Raw genomic sequence first — 20,316 nt, forward strand, 5'->3', positions numbered from 1 at the left:
CATTTCTTTTTGATTATTTATTGAGCAGGTATGCGGGCTTCGAGAGTGGTGATGACGGGTTCCCAGACGGTTACCGACGTGGATGGAGAGCGGGATGCGACCCAGTTGATCCTGCAGGATATTCAGTCCGGCATATATGCGCCCGGCACGTGGCTCAAGCAGATCGATCTCGAGACGCGTTATGGCCGCGGCCGCAACGAAATTCGCCGCGCACTCGATCGTCTCGCCCTCAAGCGGGTTGTCGAGCATGTCCCCAATCGCGGCTATCATGTCTATCTGAGTGACGGAAAGCAGTGGGACGATATCGCCGAGATCCGCATCATGCTGGAGACCGGTATTGCCGGAAAAGTCATTGCACATGCGACGACGGCGGATATCGCGGGTCTCAGAGATCTGGCGAACCGGTTTCAGGGCCTGCTTCTTTCGGGCACGGTGCTCGAGCTTTACGAGGCAAACCTCGCCTTTCACCGCGCTTATGTCGATCTTGCCGGAAACGTGGAACTGCACAGCGTGATTGCGGAACTGCGGCAGCGTACGTCCTCCGCCCCGGTGTCGCAGTGGCATACGCGATCGAGGATCGAGGTTTCGGCTGCGGAACACCACGAGATGGTCAATGCAATCGAAGACCAGGACGAGATGCGGCTGAGGACACTCATCGAGCGGCACATCCGGCAGAAATAGCCGGTTTCAATTCCTGCTCAAAAGTCGCACAATCCCGTCAGTTTTTCAATTCGACCCATTCAGAGCGGCCGAGATTCGGTTCACTCGCTCGTTTTTCGGTTCATTATGATTCTACTTGCTCTTTTCGAACGCGCAGCGCTGATGCTGATGGTGCTGTTCTTTCTCGGACGCACGCGCCTTTTCAAGAACGTGCTCTGGAAAGGCAGGCTCAGCGGGCTTGAACTTGCCTTTCTGTCCGCACTGTTTTCCGGCTTTGCGGTCGGCGGCACCTATATGGGCATTCCGGTCGAAGGCGCGCTCGTCAACGTCCGCACCATCGCCATCATGTCCGGCGGTATTCTGTTTGGGCCGTGGGTCGGCATCCCCGCAGGCATCATTTCCGGCCTGCACCGTTTCCTGATCGACATCCACGGCCCGTCGGCAACCGCCTGCCTGATCAGCAGCATCTGCGCCGGGCTTCTATCGACCGTTATCCACTATCGCGGTCGCCGCAGGTGGCTTTGGCTGACCGGCAGCCTTGCCGGCATGGCCTGCGAATGCCTGACCATGCTGCTCATCCTGCTTCTGGCCCCAGTTGGTGTCGGCAGCGCGATCGTTGCGGAAATCGCCTGGCCGATGATCATCGGCTCCATGTGTACCGGGATGATCATCAAGCGCATTCAGGATATCGAGGACGAGAAGGAGCTGACGGCAGCCCATGAGGCAAAGCTTGCACTCATCATCGCCAACCGAACCCTGCCGTTTTTCCAGAACGTGCAGGATGATACTTTCGCAAAGGTCTGCGGCGTGATTCACGAATGCCTGGGGGCGGACGCGGTGGCGATCACCGACCGCGACCATGTCCTTGCCTATGTCGGTATCGGTCACGAATATTACGACGAGAAAAAGCACAAGCATCTGAGTGAACTGACGGCCGATGCCATCCGGAACGACCGTATCACCATCGACAACAACCTGCATCGTTATCCGGCCGCGGATTTCCGTTCCGTGGCGATCGTGCCGCTGCGCGAGAACGGCCTTGTCACCGGCACGCTGAAGATCTTCTTCGCCAAGCCGGACATGATCACGGATTCACTGCGTGAACTCGGTGTCGGCCTGTCGCAGCTGATCTCGACGCAGATGGAACTGTCGCGCGTAAAAGCTCTGCGCGAGATGGCGGCAAAGGCGGAATTCCGCGCACTTCAGAGCAAGATCAATCCGCATTTCCTTTTCAATGCGCTCAACGCCATCTCGTCTCTTGTAAGGCTTCGCCCCGACGAGGCGCGGCAGGTGATTGCCAAGCTTGCGGATTATCTGCGCCAGAACCTCTCGCTCAGCGACGGCATGATCGACATAAAGGACGAGTTGCGGCAGGTGCAGGACTATGTGGCGATCGAGCAGGCGCGTTTCGGGCCAAAATTGACGGTCACGTTCGATGTTGATGACGTGAATGTCGAGATCCCAAGCCTCTCACTTCAGCCGCTGGTCGAAAACGCCATCCTGCACGGCATCCAGTCACAGCCGAAGCCGGGCGAAGTCCATATCGCAGTGAAGCGCCTTACCGATCGGGTCAATGTCACCATTCGCGATACGGGCAAGGGTATCGATCCCGAAGTCATCGAAGCGGTTGCCAATGGCCAGGCCGTGCGCGACCGGATTGGTCTGATGAACGTGAATGAGCGCCTGAAGCTGCTGCATGGCCAGGGGCTGACGATCCAGAGGCTTGAACCGGGTACGTCCGTGAGCTTCGATCTGCCGCTCGAAAACAAGGAAGCCGCATGAAGGCCCTGATCGTTGAAGACGAATATCTGGCGCGGGACGAGCTGAAATGGTTGATCGAGAACCATAGTTCCATCGAGGTCGTGGCAACGCAGGAAGATGGCCTTGCGGCCCTGCGTTATATGCAGGAACATGATCTCGACGTCGTGTTTCTCGACATCAACATTCCGTCGATCGACGGGATGACGCTGGCGCGCAGCCTTCACAAGCAGAGCAATCCGCCCAAGATCGTCATCGTCACGGCTTACAAGGAACATGCGGCCGAAGCCTTCGAGCTCGAAGTGTTCGATTATATCCTCAAGCCCTTCAATGAGCAGCGTGTCGCCAACACGCTGAAGAAGCTGGAAAATCAACCGGCCCCGGCAGCATCGGCGGAGCCGGTACCCCAGCCGGTTACCGCAGCCAAGCGCACGGTCAACATTCCGCGCAAGGACAGCATCCTCGTGCTGCCGGCGGACCTTATCTATTACGCCCGTGCCGACGAGAAGCTGACCTATGTACATACCGTCAAAGGGCATTTCGTCATTCCGACCAGCATCGGCGATTTCGCCGAAAAGCTGCCGGCAGACACATTCTTCCGCTGCCATCGCTCCTGGTGCATCAACACGTCCAAGATCCGCGAGATCTCACCGTGGTTCAATGGTACCTATGTCATCAAGCTGCACAATTTCGATGATGTCGAAATTCCGGTCAGCCGGTCTCACTTGAAAGAGTTCAAGCAACTCATGCAGCTCTGACTGCCATTCATTCCACCGATCGTGCAGTTCACGCCTTTTTCGAACAGGCGGAATAAAGAGCGGCCTAGGTTTCCTCCATATTCATAAAGGAGGAAACGCGGATGACCGCTCTTTCCAATTCAAAGCGTTATTTCACACTTGTCGGCACCATTTTGTGCCAGTTCGGCCTCGGTTCGGTCTACACATGGAGCCTGTTCAACGAGGGACTTTCAGCCAAGCTTTCGCAGCCGCTGAACCAGGTTGCGTTCACCTTCGGTCTGCTGAGCCTGGCACTTGCCGTCGGCTCGTCGCTCTCGGGAAAACTGCAGGAGAAGTTCGGGCTTCGCAGCGTCGCAATCACCGCCGGCCTTGCGCTTGGCCTCGGCCTTTATCTGACCTCGACGGCAAGCAATCTCGCGCTGCTCTATATCTACGGCGGCATTCTGATCGGCGCGGCCGATGGCGCCGGCTATCTGCTCACCCTGTCGAATTGCGTCAAATGGTTTCCCGAGCGCAAGGGCCTGGCTTCGGCATTTTCGATCGGCGCCTATGGTCTCGGCAGTCTCGGCTTCAAATACCTGAACCTCGAGCTGATCAACCGTTTCGGCATGGAAAGCGCTTTCGGCCTGTGGGCGATTGCGGCCCTGGTTCTGGTTGTCGGCGGCGCGCTGCTCATCAGCGAGGCTCCGCAAACCCGTGCTCAGACAGCCGGTGCCGGCGCAAGGGATTACACGTTGGCAGAGGCCGTCCGTCAGCCAAGGTACTGGCTGCTGGCGCTGATGTTCCTCACCGTCTGCATGAGTGGCCTATACCTGATCGGTGTCGCAAAGGATGTCGGTGAGCGTTACGTCGGCCTGTCGACTTCGGTTGCAGCCGATACCGTCGCCATCATCGCTGCCGCTAACCTGCTGGGCAGGCTCGTTCTCGGCATCTTGTCGGACAAGATTGCCCGTATCCACATCATCAGTATCGCGCTTGCCTGCGCCCTGACCGGCATGGCCATGCTGCTTTTCGTGCCGCTGAATGAATATTCGTTCTTCTTCGCTGTCGCCTGCGTTGCCTTCTCGTTCGGCGGAACGATCACCGTCTATCCGGGCCTCGTCAGCGATTTCTTCGGCCTGACCAACCTCGCCCGCAACTACGGCCTGATCTATCTGGGCTTCGGTATCGGCAGTGTCGTCGGTTCGATCGTTTCCTTCGTCCTCGGCGGCTTCCTGCCGACATTCTACCTGTCGCTGCTGCTGCTGTTCGCCTCGCTTCTGTGCTCGATCAGCCTTTGGCCAAGCCGGTCGCATCACGCAAAGACCGCGACCGTACATTGAACGTCGAGAAATCCTTCAGATGTCTTCACTTCGTGATATCTGAAGCCATCCTGGCCGCGTGCAGCCAACGCTTCAAAGCCTCGCCATTGGCGAGGCTTTGGAAATATGCAGCTGTAGATGGCCGGTCAAAGCTCTGGCCCGATCGCCTTGAGGGTGGGCGTCTTGTCGGGTTTCTTGTGCGGCGTTCGGACGGCAAACTTCATATCGTCGAGGCATATCGCGCTCTAAATGTAGTCCAATCCGATATCCAGCACCTGTGCGCTATGGGTGATCCAGCCGACTGATAGCAGATCCACGCCGGAGGCAGCGATTTCAGCTGCTGTCGTCGGATTGATATTGCCGGAAGCCTCGGTAATCGCCCGACCGGCGACGAGATCGACCGCCTGACGCAATTGGACCGGCGTCATGTTGTCGAGCAGGACGGCATCTACCCCGATCTGCAGGGCTTCTAGCAGCTGATCGAGCGTGTCGACCTCAACTTCTATCTTGACCATGTGCCCAACGCCCGCCTTCGCGCGCCGGATAGCTTCTGCAATGCCGCCGGCAATCGCGATATGATTGTCCTTGATGAGAACCGCATCGTTCAGCGCGAAACGATGGTTCATGCCGCCCCCGGCTCGTACGGCGTATTTTTCGAGCGACCTTAATCCCGGGGTCGTCTTGCGGGTGCAGACGACCGACGCTTTGCTGCCTGATATGGCTGACACGATGCTCGTTGTCACGGTCGCTATACCGGAGAGGTGGCCGAGAAAGTTCAGTGCAGTACGTTCGCCGGTCAGCAAGGCGCGGGAAGGCCCTTCGATGGTGGCGATCACATCGCCGGGCTTCACCACAGAACCGTCCTCCATATGGCGAACCATGCCAACCGCCGGATCTATGAGTTGAAACGCAAGCTCGGCGGCATCGAGACCGGCAATCACGCCTGGGTTGCGGCTGACCATTGCAAGGCGTGAGCGATGTCCTACAGGAATAACAGCTGCTGACGTAATATCGCCGGCAAGTCCCAAGTCCTCGATTAGGGCGTTGCGTACTGTGGGTTCGATAACGATCCGGGGAAGCGTTGCAATCATCTCGTATGTCGCTCTTTAAGCACTGTGAATGAGGGATAGGGGCGCCATTTGGCGCGCGGCGGCCAGCACTGCACTGAGTGTCATTCTTTGGCGCCGAGCGTCCGGGAGGCTGAGCGGGTAATCGGTTCGGGCATGGGCGCCACGTGACTCTTCCCGCATTAATGCAAAGACGGCGATGGAAATAGCGACAAGAGCGGGATCTGCCGCCGCCCCATCCTGTTCCACCAATGGCAGCAGGCTTCCGATCGCAGATCTCATCGTCTGTGAATTGCGCAGCACACCGAGACTGCGAGAGACGATGGGTCGTACAAACGAAAGATCCGATGATACCGGCAGCTCGATCGCGTTGCATATCGGGGCCATTGACCTTGGCCTCGCAAGGATATCGCGGGCGGCGTTCATGCCCATGACCGCGGCTTCAAGAAGCGAGTTGCTGGCTAGGCGGTTTGCGCCATGCAGGCCGGTCGAGGCGGCCTCGCCGACAACCCAGAGGCCATCGAGAGTACTGCGTCCTTGACGATCGGTTGCGACGCCGCCCATGTGATAGTGAACGGCAGGCCGAACGGGAATGCGCTCTCGCAACGGGTCAACACCGGCTTCTCGGCATAGAAGCGTTATTGTCGGGAAACGGTTGGCAAAGCCTTGCCCCAAAGCCTCTCTCGCATCGAGGAACACCCTGCTGCCTTTGGCAATTTCGGCGCTGATAGCTCTGGCAACGACATCGCGTGGGGCAAGCTCGGCAGCCGGTTGATCGGCCAGAAACCGCTCGTTCCTGTCATTGACAAGAATAGCGCCCTCGCCACGCACCGCCTCGCTGACAAGTGCCAGCGGCCGCCCGGCGGACCAGTTGGCGGCGTCGAGCGCGGTTGGATGGAATTGTACGAATTCCATGTCGGCAAGCTTGGCGCCGGCACGGGCGGCGAGCATGATGCCTTGCCCGTAATTGCCGCTCGGGGTCGTGGTCGTTTCGTAAAGACCGCCAAGTCCGCCCGTGGCGAGAACGATCCGCGTTGCAGGAATGACGAGAGGCCCCGATCGGCTTGCGCAGATAAGACCGGACAACACATCATCTGTCTTCAGCAAGCGGCGGACTTCGATGCCTTCCATGACTGTGATCGATGGTGTGCGGCTAACCTTCTCCACGAGGGCGTGCACAATCGCAGCTCCCGATCCGTCGCCGGCGACATGGGCGATGCGGTGCCGTGAATGTGCAGCCTCCAGTCCAAGCAAATAGGCTCCGTCAGGGCTCCGGTCGAACTGCACGCCGAAACTCTCAAGCGATGCGATCGCGGCCGGTGCGTCTGCGAGGATCGCAGCCGCGACGTCGGCGTCACACAATCCGTCGCCTGCTGCCAGCGTGTCTGCTAGATGCAGGCCGACGCTGTCGTCATCGCCAAGGCTTGCGGCGATGCCGCCTTGCGCCCATGCGCTGGAGCTTTCGGCCCCCAGTGCCGCCCGTGTCAGGAGCAGAACCGGCTGCGGCGCCAGCGTCAACGCCGTGACCAGTCCCGCGAGCCCGCTTCCGACCACCACGACTTGGTCGGCGAAGCGATCGAGATACTCCGTCATATCGCCAGCATCCTTTCGACAGCAAGCCGTGCGCCTGCTGCCACGGCGGGATCGACTGTCACTTCATGGCGATTTTCTTCCAACGCCTGGCGGATATTGGAGAGCGTGATGCGCTTCATATGCGGGCAGAGGTTGCAGGGTCTGATGAATTCCACGCCTGGATGGTCGACCGCGACGTTGTCGCTCATCGAGCACTCCGTCAGAAGAACGACGCGCGCCGGGCTCTTGGCTCCGACATAGTCCGACATGACAGCCGTGGAGCCGGCAAAATCAGCTGCCGCCACCACGTCAGGTGGACATTCGGGATGCGCCAGAATGGTGATGCCGGGATGCGCATCACGCAGGTCGCGCACATCCTGGGAGGTAAAAAGCTCATGCACTTCGCAATGGCCGTGCCAGGCTATGATCTCGACATCTGTCTCGCGGGCCACGTTTTGTGCCAGATATTCATCCGGGATCATCAGGACTTTCGACACACCGAGGGATTCGACAACCTTCTTTGCGTTGCCTGACGTGCAGCATATATCCGACGCCGCTTTGACGGCCGCCGACGTGTTGACATAGGTGATGACCGGCACGCCGGGATGGGCCTGACGCAGAAGCGCCACGTCTTCCGGCGTGATGGATTCTGCCAGCGAACAGCCGGCGCCCATGTCCGGGATGAGCACGGTTTTTTCCGGGTTGAGCAGCTTTGCGGTTTCCGCCATGAAATGAACGCCGGCCAGAACGATCACGTCTGCCTCTACATCGATTGCCTTGCGAGCGAGCGCCAGACTGTCGCCAACGATATCGGCAACGCCATGGAAGATTTCCGGTGTCTGGTAGTTATGTGCGAGGATTACCGCATTACGGCTTCGTTTCAACTCGAGGATCGTTTTAACGTTTTCCTGGTGCGACAACCACTCCGCTTCAGGCATCACTCTGCGAACGCGCTCATAGAGCGACGACATGGAAATCGGCGAATTCATCGATAACCCCCTTTAATACTCTATTTGAGTATATGTGCGGCAAATAGTTATTCTCGATTCGAGATTATGTCAATTACGCGAGAGCGGAAGTTTCGAACCCGACAGGGCACGTTCTTCGAGGACCGCATGCCGATAACGAAAGAGCTTTGCCGGACGGCCACCGCTTTCGCTGCTCATGCCGCCGGTTTCCTCGATCAACTCCTGTTGATCTATGAGCCGCCGGAAATTTGGTTTGTGCAGTGTCAGCCCCGCCAGCGACTCGACGGTTCGCTGCAGCTGCAGCAGTGTGAAATTTTCCGGCATCAGTTCGAAGACGACCGGTCGATATTTGATCTTGGCGCGCAGCCTTGCGATTCCAGTCGCAAGAATACGGCGATGATCCGCAAACATCGGGCGTCCGGTCGCAGGGTCGGCTTTTCCCCCAGCCTCGGCCACGATCCCAGCCTCGTAAAGCAATTCATATCGCTGCAGTGTCAGGTCTTCGTTCCAAGGGCTGCCGTCCAGCCCGAAGGCGAAATCGGTTCGGCGCTGGCGATGTTCGCGGCGGGAAGGCTCGGCGATGATCCAAGCGTGCAGACTTTCTGCGATGGACTGCAGACTATTGGGTCTTCCATTGCGATGATCTTCCCAGGGAAAATATTCGTACCAGCCATGCCAGCCGGGCTTGCCTGCACCGGGCGCGGCCTGTTCGCGGACAAGCCCAAGATAGCTGATCGAAATCGTCCTGCCGTCATCGCTCCCTGCCGATGAACGATCCCGGTCGGCGAATGTGTAGAGTTGCTCGAGATAGCCGATTGGGTGCCCGGTCTGGTCGCCAATCCATTCGCGCAAACCCGATTGCAGGCTGCGGTGCCCCAGCTCGAACGGACCAGACGGTAGCGCCTCTCCCGATTTTACCGTCATGACACGCGGAACATCGCTCGTCACGGCAGTCAGCGCGGCAATGAGCTCGATATGTGTTTGGCTATCCGGCAAACGAGGTCCTGTCTGGTCTCAAATCTATCGTCATGTCTCCTGTTTGATTTGCTATCAGAGCGGGCAGAATTTGGGAATGAATGCATTGGGGATATCTGTTGTTGTTCAGGTATGTGAGATCATAGAGCCTGACCGTGCCAGTCAATGCGACGGAGGATGAACCAGTTGAATATCCGCGTCAGATCGCGGAGCGAATTGCTGTATTTGACCCAGCCTGCGGAGGCCGGTAGACGAACCTGATCCGGCGGGCAGCAATTTAGATGCGGCCGTCGGAATGGAAATCCTTTCGATGAGGCTCCCATGACCGATCTTTTCGATGCCGCACCCCGTACCGGCTCCATGCCGCTCGCGGCGGAATTGCGTCCGACGACGCTCGACGACGTCATCGGTCAGGAGAAGGTTCTCGGCGAAGGAACGATGCTGCGTCGGCGCATCGCTGCTGGGCGGCTGGGCAGCATCATTCTCTATGGCCCGCCCGGGCTTGGAAAGACCTCGATTGCCCGCGCCATCGGCAACATGCTGGGCAAGAATTTCAGGCCGCTGCATGCGGCGCATAACAATGTCGCCGATATCCGCAAGATTGCCGACGAGGCGCGCATGCGGCCGACGCTGCTGTTCGCCGACGAGGTGCATCGGTTCAGTGCGACGCAACAGGATCATCTTCTGGCGCTCTGCGAGGAAGGGATTGCCGATTTCATCGGCGCGACGACCGGCAACCCCTATCACTCGCTGACGCCCGCTCTGATTTCCCGATCGACCATCCTGAAGCTGGAGCCCCTGGCGATCGAGGAGATGGAGGAGGTCGTGCGGCGCGGCCTCGATCATCTCGCCGGCAAAGGCATTGCGGTTGAGCTTGCCCCGGCACTGCTGCGGCGCATTGCCGGTCGCTCCGGCGGAGACGCGCGCCCTGCTCTCACCGTGCTCGAAAGCCTTGCCGTCGGCCATCCTTCGGGAAAGCCTGTGGTGATCACGGAGGAGATGGTCGATGAGGCCTATTCGGCGGCGCCGGTCAATCACGACCGGTCCGGTGACGCGCATTATGATGTGGTGTCGGCCTTCGTGAAATCCATGCGTGGCTCGGATCCGGATGCAACGCTCTACTGGCTGGCGCGGTTGGTGCATGGCGGCGAGGATCCGCGCTACATCGCCCGCCGCATCATGATCCACGCCTCGGAAGATGTCGGGCTGGCCGATAACACCGCGTTGCAGACGGCTGTTGCCGCACTTCATGCGGTGGAGAAGATCGGTTATCCGGAGGCGCAGATCGTGCTTGCGCATGCAGCCCTTCATGTGGCGCGCGCGCCGAAATCGAATTCCGCCTGCCGCGGCATTTCATTGGCGCTTGCCCATGTGGCAAGCGAGGCGCCGTCATCCGTGCCGATGCATCTGCGCGACGCGCACTACAAGGGAGCGGCGGCGCTCGGCCATGTCGGTTATGCCTTTCCGCATGACGATGGTCGCGGCTGGAGCGATCAGGTCTATGCGCCGGACGTGCCGCATGGCTCCTTCTACCAGAGCGATGCGCGCGATGCCGCAACCTTCGAGCGGCGGGCGGACGAACATTGGGAGCAGGTGACCGGCCGCGCCACGGCGCGGCGTTTCGGCGACAAACACTGATATTGGCTTAACCGATCAGCGCGGATCGACCAGACCGGCTTGCACACGGTTGACCACCGTCCAGATCAGCAGGACGCAGGCCATTGGCTGGATATGCCATGTCCAGTCGGGCAGGGTCTCGAATATGGCGACGAGCGCGCCCAGGGCTCCGAAGAGCAGGGCACGGTCGCTCTTGCCCATCGGCCCTTCGTAATTGCGGCCGTTTCCATGCGCGATGCCGAGAACGCCGGCAAATTCCGTCAGTACCGCAAGAAAGACGATGGTTGCGATCCATGGCAGGGAGAAAGGCGCAATCAGCGCGAAGGGGATGTAGAGCGCTGCGTCCGACACGACGTCGGTAATCTCGTTCAGATAGCCGCCAAGCGCGGACCTTTGGCCATGTTCGCGCGCCAGCATGCCATCGACGGCATTGAAGGCCATGCGGAGAAACATCCAGATCGGCACGAGCGCAAACAGCGCAGGCAGCGGTTCGATGATCAACAGGACGCCGATCGCAACGGAAACGAAGGAGGCGAACAGTGTCACCTGGTTGGCGGTCACCCCTATTGCTGCGAGGTGCCCAACCAGCGGGCGAAGGAGGGCCTGGAATGACGACTTCAGTTTGTAGATCGACATGAAAGCTCGAATCCGCTTGATTGCGTTCAACAAATGCAGACGCAAGTTGAAGAAATCAACTGCAAACCTGGGGCTTTCATCCGTATAGGTTACGGAACAGATGGGCGGGAGTGACAAAAGCATGATCGAAACCGCGTTTGCGAGCCATGACGGCGTCGAACTCTTCTATCGCCACTGGCCCGCTCGCTCCGGTACGACGAAGGGTGCAATCGTTCTTCTGCACCGCGGCCACGAGCATGGCGGCAGGGTCGCCCATCTTGTCGAAGAGCTTGGTCTCGACGATTTCGCCTTCTACGCCTGGGATGCGCGCGGGAATGGCCGCTCTCCCGGCGAACGCGGCCACTCGCCATCTTTTGCTCATTCGGTGCGCGATCTCGACTGCTTCGTTCGTCATATCCGCGAGACCGGCGGCTTTGCCATGGATCAGGTCGCCGTCGTGGCCCAAAGTGTCGGCGCGGTGCTCGCATCCACATGGGTGCATGATTATGCGCCTGGCATCCGCGCCCTGGTGCTGGCTTCGCCGGCATTCGACGTCAAGCTTTACGTGCCTTTCGCCCGGGAGGGGATTGCGCTGTGGCAGAAGCTGAAAGGCACGTTTTTCGTCAACTCCTACGTCAAGGCACGGTTTCTGACGCATGATGCCGAGCGCATCGCATCGTTCGAGAGCGATCCGCTGATTACCCGGCCGATTGCGTCCAATGTTCTTCTCGAGCTTTACGAGGCTGCTGACAGGGTTGTCGCGGACGCCCGCGCGATCACGGTGCCGACGCAGTTGCTTATTTCCGGCAGCGATTTCGTCGTGCGCCACGCGCCGCAACATCGCTTTTTCGAAAACCTCGGCAGCACGATCAAGGAACGTCATGTGCTGCCCGGTTTCTATCACGACACGCTCGGCGAACGGGACCGGGCCAAGGCCGTGAAAAAGGTACGTTCGTTCATCACCGAACGCTTCGAGGAGGTGCCGGTCGTTGCTGATCTTCGGCAGGCTCACCTATCCGGTTACAGCCGCGACGAGGCCGACCGGCTGGCGACGCCATTGTCGATAGCCTCGCCGCGCGGATTGTATTGGGCTTTCACGCGCGCCTCGATCCGCTTCGGCGGTCTCTTTTCCGACGGTATCAAGACGGGCCTGCGGACCGGTTTCGATTCCGGTTCGACACTCGATTACATTTATGAGAACGATGCGCGGGGCCTTGGTCCAGGTGGCCGGCTGATTGACCGGCAGTTTCTCGATGCGATAGGCTGGCGCGGTATCCGGCAGCGTAAGGTGCATCTCGAAGAACTGATCGGAAGGGCGTTTGCGCGCCTGAAAGCCGAGAACAAGCCGGTACGGGTGCTCGATATCGCCGCCGGTCACGGGCGCTACATTCTCGACGCAGTAGCGGCATCCGAGGTGAAACCGGACAGCATCCGGCTGCAGGATTATTCGCCGATCAATGTCGAGAAAGGCACCGCGCTCATCGCCGAGCGTGGCCTGAGTGACATTGCGAGCTTCCATCGCGCCGATGCCTTCGATACGGCCGGCCTGACTTCGATCGAGCCCAGGCCTACGCTCGCCGTGGTTTCCGGCCTTTACGAACTGTTCCCGGATAATCACGCCATCGAAGCCTCTCTGCGCGGTCTTTCGCAGGCGCTGGAGCCGGGATCGCTGCTGCTCTATACCGGCCAGCCATGGCATCCGCAGCTTGAGATGATCGCGCGGGCGCTCACCTCTCACCGCGGCGGCGAGGCATGGATCATGCGCCGACGCACACAGCAGGAGATGGACCAGTTGGTCGCCGCTGCCGGTTTCCGCAAGATCGAGCAGCGTATCGACAAATGGGGCATTTTCACCGTGTCGCTGGCCGAGCGTATCTGAGGCCGAGATGGGGGAGGGGATTGCATCTGTTCCGGTTGGCGTGCGCGGCGCTGTGATGCGAACGGCAGCGCTGTGGCTGCTTTTCCTCGCTCCGTTTTTCTATCTCACCTATGGCGTGGCGAACTGGCTGGCTTCGCTGCGCGCCGACGTGCCGAACCTTGCCTTCGGCTGGGAAAAATACATTCCGTTCTTCGCCTGGACGATCATTCCCTATTGGTCAATCAACGCGTTTTATGCGCTGTCTCTCTTCGTCAACGATACGCCGCAGGATGTCGGCCGTCTGGCGCGCCGGTATCTGACTGCGCAGGTCGTGGCGGTTATCTGCTTCATCGCGTTTCCCCTGCAGGCGATTTTCGTGCGGCCGGAAACCGATGGCCTTCCGGGCTTCATGTTCGTTGTTCTCGGCGGTTTCGACAAGCCGTTCAATCAGGCGCCGTCGCTGCATATCGCCCTTCTGGTGATCATCTGGGACCATTGGCGTTGCCGCTTGAAGGGTTTTCCGCGCACAGTCTGGCATGTCTGGTGTGTGCTGATCGGGCTTTCGGTGCTGACCACCTGGCAGCACCATGTCATCGACATTCCGACCGGAATGCTGCTCGGCCTGTTTGCGCTCTGGTTGTTTCCTGCGGACAAAGCCTCACCGCTTGCCGACTTCCGCCTCACGAAGGATCGAAAGGCGCGGCGGCTGGCGATCGTTTATGCGGTTGGCGCGACAATCTTCCTGCTGATTGCGGTGATTTCGGCGCGCAGCAATGGTGCAGGCCTGTTGTGGCTGTGGCCGAGCCTTGCTCTGGCGCTCGTTGCCATCGGTTATGCCGGAGCAGGACCGCGGGTCTTTCAAAAGCAAGGAGACGGGGTGACGAGCCTTGCGAGCCGTTATCTGCTCTGGCCCTATCGTCTCGGTGCGCGGGCGAACCGCTGGTGGTGGACGCACAGGCTTCCGGCTGCGGTCAAAGTTGGCGACGGGGTGTTCCTCGGGCGCGCTCCGGGCCGTGACGAACTTAGGGCCTATGCCTCGGTCGTCGACATGACGGCTGAATTTCCGGCGCGCCGCGCTGCCGGTCTCGTTTGGCGTGCGATACCGTCGCTCGATCTGCTGCCGCTATCGGTGGCAAGTATTCGTGATGGGGCGCTTGCTGTCGAGGACGTCCGCAGCCGTGGCCCGGTGCTCGTCTGCTGTGCACTCGGGTTTCAGCGTAGTGCGGCGGTCGTCGCATGCTGGCTCGTGCGGTCCGGTCATGCGGCTAATGCTGCTGCGGCAGCTGAGCAGATCAAGGCGCTCGGCCGTCCTGTTCATCTCAAGCCGCAAACCTATGCGGCAATCGACGAGGCGGCGCGATGAGCGACTGGAAACCAGCGACGGCAAAAGCGGTCCGGCGATTATGCTGCAACGGCATCGGTGGTGGCCTGGTCGCTCTGTTTCTGCTGGCCATCGCACCATTGACGGCAGGTTCAAACGGGTTCGGCTCGGCACTTGGCTGGTTGCTTCTGCTCGCTTTCTGCCTTGTCGCTCTCGCACTGACGGTTCATCTCCTGTTCGATGCCGCACTGTTTCGCATAGCGCTTTCGCATGATGGCAAAGAGGCGGGCCTGGCTGCGATCGATGACGTTCTGGTGCGAATGGGGCTGAGGGCGAAGCCTGCCGTTCCGGCACCCTTGTCGCAACGGTTTTTCGGATGCCGTCGGCTTATCCTGCTGCAATGGCTGAGCCTTGTCGCCGGCATTGTGCTTTACGGCATTCTTCTCCTCGATGCGATGAATGGAGGTCCAGCATGAGAGGCGGTGCATCGCTGCTTCAGGTTGCCTCCGGTTCTGTGCTCGCCGTTCTTGCGCGCGTGGTAACCGGCGTGCGTCCCATATGGGCGGGATCGGCACCGAATGGCCGCCAGCGCATCTATTTCGCCAATCACGCCAGCCATGGCGATTTCATTCTCGTCTCGACCTGCCTGACGCCTCTCGAGCGCAGCAGGACGGCGGCCGTTGCCGGGGCGGATTACTGGGGGGCAGGCCGCCTGCGCCGGTTCATCTCCCGCCGGTTGCTGCGCACCGTGCTTGTCGAGCGCAACTGGGTGGAGCGAACGGCCGATCCGATGCAGGTGATGTTTGCTGCGCTTGATACGGGGCAATCGCTGATCTTCTTTCCGGAAGGCACGCGCAACATGACGGAGGAGCCGCTCTTGCGGTTTCGGTCTGGCCTCTACAATCTTGCTGCCGCCCGGCCGGATGTCGAGCTGGTGCCCTGCTGGATCGAGAACATGTCGCGCGTCCTGCCCAAGGGCGCGCTTCTGCCGATCCCGCTTCTCTGCCGAGTCGTTTTCGGTGAGCCGGTGAGGCTCGACGAAGGCGAAGACCGCAAGGTCTTCCTCGACCGCGCCCGGCAAGCCCTTCTCGCGCTTGCACCCCAAAAGGATGGAAACAGCCGATGAGCGATGACACGACGCGCCTTTTTATCGGACTGGTCGGCGTGCTTTTGACGGCAAGCGTGATTGCGGGTGTGCTCTCCTGGCGCAGCCCGAAGCCGTTGCCGCCGACGCTCGACAATCTCAATGCGCGGATCAAGGCCTGGTGGATCATGGTGGCGGGCATCAGCTTCGCCTTCCTGTTCGGTACAGGCGGCGTGATCCTGCTTTTCGCCTTCGTGTCCTTTGCCGCGCTGCGGGAATATGTGACGCTGACCAATACGCGCAATGCGGATCGATGGACGCTGCTCGGCATGTTCCTGATCATCAACCCGGTGCAGTATTATCTGATCTGGATCGACTGGTACGGGCTCTATTCGATTTTCATTCCCGTCTACTGCTTCCTGGCCATGCCGGCGCTGACTGCGATGCGGGGAGACACGTCTCGTTTCCTCGAGCGGGTCAGCGAGCAGCAATGGGGCATCATGCTATCCGTCTACTGCATCAGCCATGTGCCGGCGCTGGTGACCTTGCCCATTCCAGGTAATGAAGGGCGGGGGCTGCTGCTGATCGCCTTCCTGATCGCGACAGTGCAGGGCAGCGATGTGCTGCAATATGTCTTCGGCAAGCTTTTCGGTCGTCACAAGGTTGCTCCGAGCATCTCGCCGTCCAAGACCTGGGAGGGACTGATCGGCGGGATCGCCAGTGCCTCGCTTATGGGCGCAGGGCTTTACTGGCTTACTCCCTTCTCGCCTGTTGAAGCGGGAGTGCTGGCAGCACTTTCCTGCGTCATGGGCTTTTTCGGCGGCCTCGTTGCCTCTGCCATCAAGCGTGATCGTGGCGTCAAGGACTGGGGCCACATGATCGAAGGCCATGGCGGCATGCTGGACCGGGCCGACAGCTTGGTTTTTGCAGCGCCCGTCTTTTTCCATATTGTCCGCTATGCCTGGACATAGCGCTGGATCCGTCTAACTGGCGCAAACCGTGATCGTTATATTGCCGAGTCGGTGACAAAGCCTGCCATTGTACAGGAGGGAGAGCGTGAAACCAGTGAGCAAGAAGCTCGGCTTGGTTCTCGCAAGCCCTGATACAATCTCCTGATACACGCAGTCACGTTGGCGCGCAGGACGAGATATTTCGTGTTTCGCTATCTTTGGATCATTCTTCTGCCACATGCGTTAGTAATCGCTGTGTGTCATCCGCACCCGAACGGATGAACATAATATTACAAGGAGTACAGGGATGAAAAAGACAATTGCCGTGGCCCTCGCAGCCCTCCCGGTCGCATTCGTTGCAACGGCCGCATCCGCAGCCGACGTCATCAGCCGGCGCGACAGCGTGCCGACCTATCAGGAAAATGATCAGCGCGGCGGTGTTCGCATCGGTTACCTGGATTGCTCGATCGGCGGCGGTGTTGGCTACGTTCTCGGTTCCGCCAAGGAAGCAGACTGCGTCTTCAAGTCGACCATGGGCAGCGAGCCGCTTGACCGCTACACCGGCGTCGTTCGCAAGATGGGCGTCGATCTCGGCTTCACCACCCGCAGCCGTTTGATCTGGGCGGTCTTCGCACCGACCGCAGGCTACCACCACGGTTCGCTCGGCGGCCTTTATCAGGGCGCAACGGCGGAAGCCACGGTTGGCGCAGGCATCGGCGCAAACATCCTGGTCGGCGGCACGTCCGGATCGATCCACCTGCAGACGGTGAGCGTGACGGGCCAACTCGGCCTCAACCTTGCTGCCACCGGCACTTCGGTGACGCTGTCGCCTGCAGCAATGTAATCCGATCAATCGGCCTGCCTCGCGATTTTCGTAAGGCAGGCCGAAATTGCGACCGATGTATTTATCGGTTTTCAGTTCAAAGCGACGCTGCAGCACGCGCGGCCTGATCATAGTGGCCCGAAAGCGCCCGCAATCTTGCCGCCACCTGAGACAGGCTGTCGGTCGCAACCTCCGTAGACAGCACCGATTTGACCAGAAGGCTTTCGCGCGTCGCCTTGTAGCGGGCGCAGGCATTGGCACCGGCTTCGGTGACCATGACCAGTTTTTCCTTGCCGCGACGGCCGGACTTGATCAGCTTCATTCGCTCCAGCTTTTTCAGCGCGTAGGTAACCACATGCGTGTCCTCGATATTGAGGACGAGGGCGATGTCGGCTAGAGTTTTCGGCTTGTTGCGGCTGTTGATGTTGTGCAGGACGAGGATATCGACCGGCGACAAATCTGGCACGCCGGCTGCTGCCATGCAGCGTATCATCCAGCGGCTGAAGGCGTGGTTGAGCATGACGAGGCCGAACTCGATCTCGGAGAGTGCGGGCAGCGCGCCGCTTGCTAGATGTTCCGAGGATACGATGGGGCCGAGGCTATGCTCCGCCAGAGGCAGCTTTTCCTGTGACATGATCCCTCCTCTCCCGCGAAGGAAAGGCGCCACGGCATGGTCGCCGCAGCGCCATCCGATTATTTCTTGTATGCGTCGAGAATGGCCTGGCCGTCGGCTCCGGCCTTCTTTGACCAGTCTTCCGTCAGCTTGGCGCCGACTTCCGACAGGCCAGTCTTCAGTTCGGCGCTCGGCTCAAGGACCTGCATGCCGTTCTTCTTGAGCGTGTCCATATAAGACTTTGTCCTCTCGGCGGCGAGCGCCCAGCCACGGGTTTCGGCCGCCGCCGCCGCATCGGTCACGGCCTTCTGCGTGGCGGGATCGAGTGCCGCAAAGGCGGCTTTGTTGACGAAGATGGCGTTCTTCGGGATCCAGGCCTGCGTGTCGTAATAGTGGGTGAGCGATTCCCAGATCTTCGAATCGACACCGGTCGCCGATGAGGTCATCAGACCGTCGACCACGCCGGTTGCCAGTGCCTGCGGCAGTTCGGCGGCCTGGACGGTGACCGGCTGCGCGCCGACGATTTCAGCAATGCGCGACGTGCCGACATTATAGGCGCGCCATTTGAGGCCCTTGAGGTCGGCAACGGAATTGACGTCCTTCTTGGTGAAGATGCCCTGCGGCGGCCACGGTGTGGTGTAGAGAAGCTTCAGACCCTGCTTGTCGAGCGCCTGTTTGATAGCCGGCTTGGAAGCGTCGTAAAGCTTCTTCGACTGATCGAAGCTGGTTGCCAGGAAGGGCACGACATCGAGGCCGAAGACGGGGTTTTCGTTTTCATGCAGCGACAGCAGAACTTCGCCGACCTGCGCCTGGCCGGTCTGGACGGCGCGCTTGATATCCGGTGCCTTAAACAGCGAGGCGTTCGGATGGACGGTTATCTTCAACTCGCCCTTGGTCGCCTCGTCGATATCCTTGGCGAACTGGTTGAGGTTCTCGACATGGTAGTTTGCCGGCGGGTAGGCCGACGGCAGGACCCAATTGGCTGCGAAGGACGGTGCGGTGGTGGCGAGAAGGGCGGCAGCAGCGAGGCCCCATCGCGCAAATCTTGCAGTTACGTTCATCTTGTCAGTTCCCTCTCTTGTTATCCCGGAAACGCCATTTGCGGCAGAACCATCACGATTTCCGGGAAGACCGTGATGATGGCGACTGTCGCCACGAGCAGGAAGAAGAACGGTAACGAAGCCTTCGCTACCGTCAGGCTGTCACGGCCGCTCATCGTCTGGAGCACGAAGAGATTGAAGCCGACAGGCGGCGAGACCTCGGCCATTTCGACGATCAGCACGAGGAAGATGCCGAACCAGACAAGATCGAAACCGGCCTGCTGGATCATCGGCAAGACGACGACGGTGGTCAATACGATCATCGAAAGACCGTCGAGCGCCGCACCCAACAGGATGTACATGACCGTCAGGACGGCGATCAGCGCGAAGGGGCTGAGGTTGAAGCTGTCGACCCAGGCGGCCAGCGCGTTCGGAATGCCGGTATAACCCATGGCGATCGACATGAAGCCGGCGCCGGTGAGGATCAGCATGATCATGCAGGTCAGCCGGGTTGCGCCCATGACGCTGTCCCAGAAGGATTTCCAGGTCAGTGACCTCGACCATGCGGCAATACCGAGCGAGCCGAGTACGCCCCATGCAGCGCATTCCGTTGCCGTCGCCCAGCCGAGCAGCAGCGTTGCGAAGACGAGGATGATCAGCAGCGTGACCGGGATGAGGTTGGCCGATTCCTTCAGCTTTTCCTTGAAGCTCATCTTCGGCGGGGCAGGCGGCGTCTTGTCCGGGTTGAGCAGCGACCAGACGGCGATATAGCCGCAATAGAGGACCATCACGATCAGGCTCGGCAGGAAGCCGGCGAGAAAAATCTGGATGATCGAGACGTTGGCGGCCACCGCATAGACGACCATGGTGATCGACGGCGGGATGAGGATGCCGAGCGTGCCGGCGCCGGCAAGCGAGCCGAGGCTGACCATTTCGTCATAACCGCGCTTCTTCAGTTCCGGCAGGGCGATCTTGGCGATCATCGCCGTTGTTGCCGCCGATGATCCGGAAATCGAGCCGAACAGGCCGCAGCCGAGCACGTTGACATGCATGAGCCGGCCTGGAAGCCAGCCGAGCCAGGGTGCGAGGCCGCGGAACATCTCTTCTGAAAGTTTTGTTCGAAACAGGATTTCGCCCATCCAAACGAAGAGCGGCAGCGCTGCGAGCGACCACGACGCGCCATTGCTCCAGGAATTGGTGGCAAGCACGGCGCCGATCGGGATGCCGGGCATGAACAGCATGGCGATGAAGCCGCAGATCAGCAGCGAAAAGCCGATCCACACGCCGCTTGCCAGAAGTGCGAGAAGGGCAACCAGAATGATGCCGGAAATTTCGACAAGTTCGACTGTACCCATGA

The 20,316-nt window shown here is 59.9% G+C and carries 19 protein-coding genes; 11 read left to right on the forward strand and 8 right to left on the reverse strand.

From position 1 onward, the window contains the following. The first annotated feature begins 51 nt into the window (after positions 1-51). From JZX87_RS18260 to JZX87_RS18275, 4 genes are all read left to right on the forward strand, one after another. Positions 52-681, forward strand: a complete 630-nt coding sequence (locus tag JZX87_RS18260; protein WP_206827190.1) for a GntR family transcriptional regulator — start codon at positions 52-54, stop codon at positions 679-681. Positions 682-786: 105 nt separating this feature from the next. Then, a complete protein-coding gene (locus JZX87_RS18265) occupies positions 787-2,442 on the forward strand; it encodes a LytS/YhcK type 5TM receptor domain-containing protein (protein WP_148144524.1) in 1,656 nt (551 codons plus the stop codon). Continuing rightward, positions 2,439-3,176 (forward strand): LytR/AlgR family response regulator transcription factor, encoded by a 738-nt coding sequence (locus tag JZX87_RS18270; RefSeq protein ID WP_148144525.1) that lies wholly within the window; start codon positions 2,439-2,441, stop codon positions 3,174-3,176. The genes JZX87_RS18265 and JZX87_RS18270 overlap by 4 nt, the downstream gene beginning before the upstream one ends. A 101-nt stretch (positions 3,177-3,277) precedes the next feature. Next, positions 3,278-4,477: an MFS transporter gene (locus tag JZX87_RS18275; RefSeq protein ID WP_206827192.1), complete on the forward strand. Its 1,200-nt coding sequence runs from the start codon at positions 3,278-3,280 to the stop codon at positions 4,475-4,477. Between the two features lie 224 nt (positions 4,478-4,701). Here the strand turns inward: JZX87_RS18275 and nadC are convergent, their stop codons facing one another. The 4 genes from nadC to JZX87_RS18295 form a co-directional block, all read right to left on the reverse strand. After that, entirely contained in the window at positions 4,702-5,547 is an 846-nt protein-coding gene (nadC, locus tag JZX87_RS18280) for a carboxylating nicotinate-nucleotide diphosphorylase (protein ID WP_206827194.1), read from the reverse strand. A gap of 15 nt (positions 5,548-5,562) precedes the next feature. Continuing rightward, positions 5,563-7,116 (reverse strand): L-aspartate oxidase, encoded by a 1,554-nt coding sequence (locus tag JZX87_RS18285; protein WP_206827196.1) that lies wholly within the window; start codon positions 7,114-7,116, stop codon positions 5,563-5,565. Next, on the reverse strand, positions 7,113-8,084 hold the full coding sequence (gene nadA / locus JZX87_RS18290) for a quinolinate synthase NadA (protein WP_206827197.1): 972 nt from the start codon (positions 8,082-8,084) through the stop codon (positions 7,113-7,115). The genes JZX87_RS18285 and nadA overlap by 4 nt, the downstream gene beginning before the upstream one ends. Positions 8,085-8,153: 69 nt before the next feature. Then, on the reverse strand, positions 8,154-9,059 hold the full coding sequence (locus JZX87_RS18295; RefSeq protein WP_206827198.1) for an NUDIX hydrolase: 906 nt from the start codon (positions 9,057-9,059) through the stop codon (positions 8,154-8,156). Positions 9,060-9,359: 300 nt separating this feature from the next. Between JZX87_RS18295 and JZX87_RS18300 the strand changes: the two genes are divergently transcribed. After that, positions 9,360-10,676, forward strand: a complete 1,317-nt coding sequence (locus tag JZX87_RS18300) for a replication-associated recombination protein A (RefSeq protein WP_206827199.1) — start codon at positions 9,360-9,362, stop codon at positions 10,674-10,676. Between the two features lie 15 nt (positions 10,677-10,691). Here JZX87_RS18300 and JZX87_RS18305 read toward each other — a convergent pair whose 3' ends face one another. Beyond that, entirely contained in the window at positions 10,692-11,291 is a 600-nt protein-coding gene (locus JZX87_RS18305) for a CDP-alcohol phosphatidyltransferase family protein (RefSeq protein ID WP_206827200.1), read from the reverse strand. 121 nt (positions 11,292-11,412) lie between these two features. Here JZX87_RS18305 and JZX87_RS18310 point away from each other — a divergent pair, with 121 nt between their 5' ends. From JZX87_RS18310 to JZX87_RS18335, 6 genes are all read left to right on the forward strand, one after another. Further along, on the forward strand, positions 11,413-13,149 hold the full coding sequence (locus JZX87_RS18310; protein WP_148144533.1) for a bifunctional alpha/beta hydrolase/class I SAM-dependent methyltransferase: 1,737 nt from the start codon (positions 11,413-11,415) through the stop codon (positions 13,147-13,149). A 7-nt stretch (positions 13,150-13,156) separates the two neighbouring features. Next, on the forward strand, positions 13,157-14,491 hold the full coding sequence (locus JZX87_RS18315; protein ID WP_206827201.1) for a phosphatase PAP2/dual specificity phosphatase family protein: 1,335 nt from the start codon (positions 13,157-13,159) through the stop codon (positions 14,489-14,491). Then, on the forward strand, positions 14,488-14,925 hold the full coding sequence (locus JZX87_RS18320; RefSeq protein WP_206827202.1) for a hypothetical protein: 438 nt from the start codon (positions 14,488-14,490) through the stop codon (positions 14,923-14,925). The genes JZX87_RS18315 and JZX87_RS18320 overlap by 4 nt, the downstream gene beginning before the upstream one ends. Continuing rightward, positions 14,922-15,575: a lysophospholipid acyltransferase family protein gene (locus tag JZX87_RS18325; protein WP_206827203.1), complete on the forward strand. Its 654-nt coding sequence runs from the start codon at positions 14,922-14,924 to the stop codon at positions 15,573-15,575. Before JZX87_RS18320 ends, JZX87_RS18325 begins: the two co-directional genes overlap by 4 nt. Continuing rightward, complete coding sequence (locus tag JZX87_RS18330; RefSeq protein WP_206827204.1) at positions 15,572-16,504, forward strand: phosphatidate cytidylyltransferase; 933 nt, start codon at positions 15,572-15,574, stop codon at positions 16,502-16,504. Before JZX87_RS18325 ends, JZX87_RS18330 begins: the two co-directional genes overlap by 4 nt. A 286-nt stretch (positions 16,505-16,790) precedes the next feature. Next, complete coding sequence (locus tag JZX87_RS18335; RefSeq protein ID WP_148144538.1) at positions 16,791-17,327, forward strand: DUF992 domain-containing protein; 537 nt, start codon at positions 16,791-16,793, stop codon at positions 17,325-17,327. A 76-nt stretch (positions 17,328-17,403) separates the two neighbouring features. Here the strand turns inward: JZX87_RS18335 and JZX87_RS18340 are convergent, their stop codons facing one another. The 3 genes from JZX87_RS18340 to JZX87_RS18350 are packed head-to-tail and all read right to left on the reverse strand — an operon-like array spanning position 17,404 to position 20,314. Continuing rightward, the gene (locus JZX87_RS18340; protein ID WP_206827205.1) at positions 17,404-17,940 is read right to left on the reverse strand and encodes a winged helix DNA-binding protein; all 537 of its coding nucleotides are present in this window, start codon (positions 17,938-17,940) and stop codon (positions 17,404-17,406) included. Between the two features lie 59 nt (positions 17,941-17,999). Continuing rightward, positions 18,000-18,980, reverse strand: coding sequence for a TRAP transporter substrate-binding protein (locus JZX87_RS18345; protein ID WP_206827206.1), 981 nt, complete (start codon positions 18,978-18,980; stop codon positions 18,000-18,002). Between the two features lie 20 nt (positions 18,981-19,000). Next, the gene (locus tag JZX87_RS18350; protein WP_183685430.1) at positions 19,001-20,314 is read right to left on the reverse strand and encodes a TRAP transporter large permease; all 1,314 of its coding nucleotides are present in this window, start codon (positions 20,312-20,314) and stop codon (positions 19,001-19,003) included. Positions 20,315-20,316: the final 2 nt, after the last annotated feature.

This window comes from Agrobacterium sp. Ap1 (assembly GCF_017313375.1).
Taxonomy (GTDB): Bacteria; Pseudomonadota; Alphaproteobacteria; order Rhizobiales; family Rhizobiaceae; genus Neorhizobium; species Neorhizobium cellulosilyticum.

Coding starts and splice junctions, on each gene's coding strand:
- JZX87_RS18335 (WP_148144538.1), top strand. CDS start 16,791: ATGAAAAAGACAATTGCCGTGGCCCTCGCAGCCCTCCCGGTCGCATTC.
- JZX87_RS18320 (WP_206827202.1), top strand. CDS start 14,488: ATGAGCGACTGGAAACCAGCGACGGCAAAAGCGGTCCGGCGATTATGC.
- JZX87_RS18265 (WP_148144524.1), top strand. CDS start 787: ATGATTCTACTTGCTCTTTTCGAACGCGCAGCGCTGATGCTGATGGTG.
- JZX87_RS18330 (WP_206827204.1), top strand. CDS start 15,572: ATGAGCGATGACACGACGCGCCTTTTTATCGGACTGGTCGGCGTGCTT.
- nadA (WP_206827197.1), bottom strand. CDS start 8,084: ATGAATTCGCCGATTTCCATGTCGTCGCTCTATGAGCGCGTTCGCAGA.
- JZX87_RS18300 (WP_206827199.1), top strand. CDS start 9,360: ATGACCGATCTTTTCGATGCCGCACCCCGTACCGGCTCCATGCCGCTC.
- JZX87_RS18275 (WP_206827192.1), top strand. CDS start 3,278: ATGACCGCTCTTTCCAATTCAAAGCGTTATTTCACACTTGTCGGCACC.
- JZX87_RS18345 (WP_206827206.1), bottom strand. CDS start 18,980: ATGAACGTAACTGCAAGATTTGCGCGATGGGGCCTCGCTGCTGCCGCC.
- nadC (WP_206827194.1), bottom strand. CDS start 5,547: ATGATTGCAACGCTTCCCCGGATCGTTATCGAACCCACAGTACGCAAC.
- JZX87_RS18340 (WP_206827205.1), bottom strand. CDS start 17,940: ATGTCACAGGAAAAGCTGCCTCTGGCGGAGCATAGCCTCGGCCCCATC.
- JZX87_RS18305 (WP_206827200.1), bottom strand. CDS start 11,291: ATGTCGATCTACAAACTGAAGTCGTCATTCCAGGCCCTCCTTCGCCCG.
- JZX87_RS18350 (WP_183685430.1), bottom strand. CDS start 20,314: ATGGGTACAGTCGAACTTGTCGAAATTTCCGGCATCATTCTGGTTGCC.
- JZX87_RS18325 (WP_206827203.1), top strand. CDS start 14,922: ATGAGAGGCGGTGCATCGCTGCTTCAGGTTGCCTCCGGTTCTGTGCTC.
- JZX87_RS18315 (WP_206827201.1), top strand. CDS start 13,157: ATGGGGGAGGGGATTGCATCTGTTCCGGTTGGCGTGCGCGGCGCTGTG.
- JZX87_RS18285 (WP_206827196.1), bottom strand. CDS start 7,116: ATGACGGAGTATCTCGATCGCTTCGCCGACCAAGTCGTGGTGGTCGGA.
- JZX87_RS18260 (WP_206827190.1), top strand. CDS start 52: ATGACGGGTTCCCAGACGGTTACCGACGTGGATGGAGAGCGGGATGCG.
- JZX87_RS18310 (WP_148144533.1), top strand. CDS start 11,413: ATGATCGAAACCGCGTTTGCGAGCCATGACGGCGTCGAACTCTTCTAT.
- JZX87_RS18270 (WP_148144525.1), top strand. CDS start 2,439: ATGAAGGCCCTGATCGTTGAAGACGAATATCTGGCGCGGGACGAGCTG.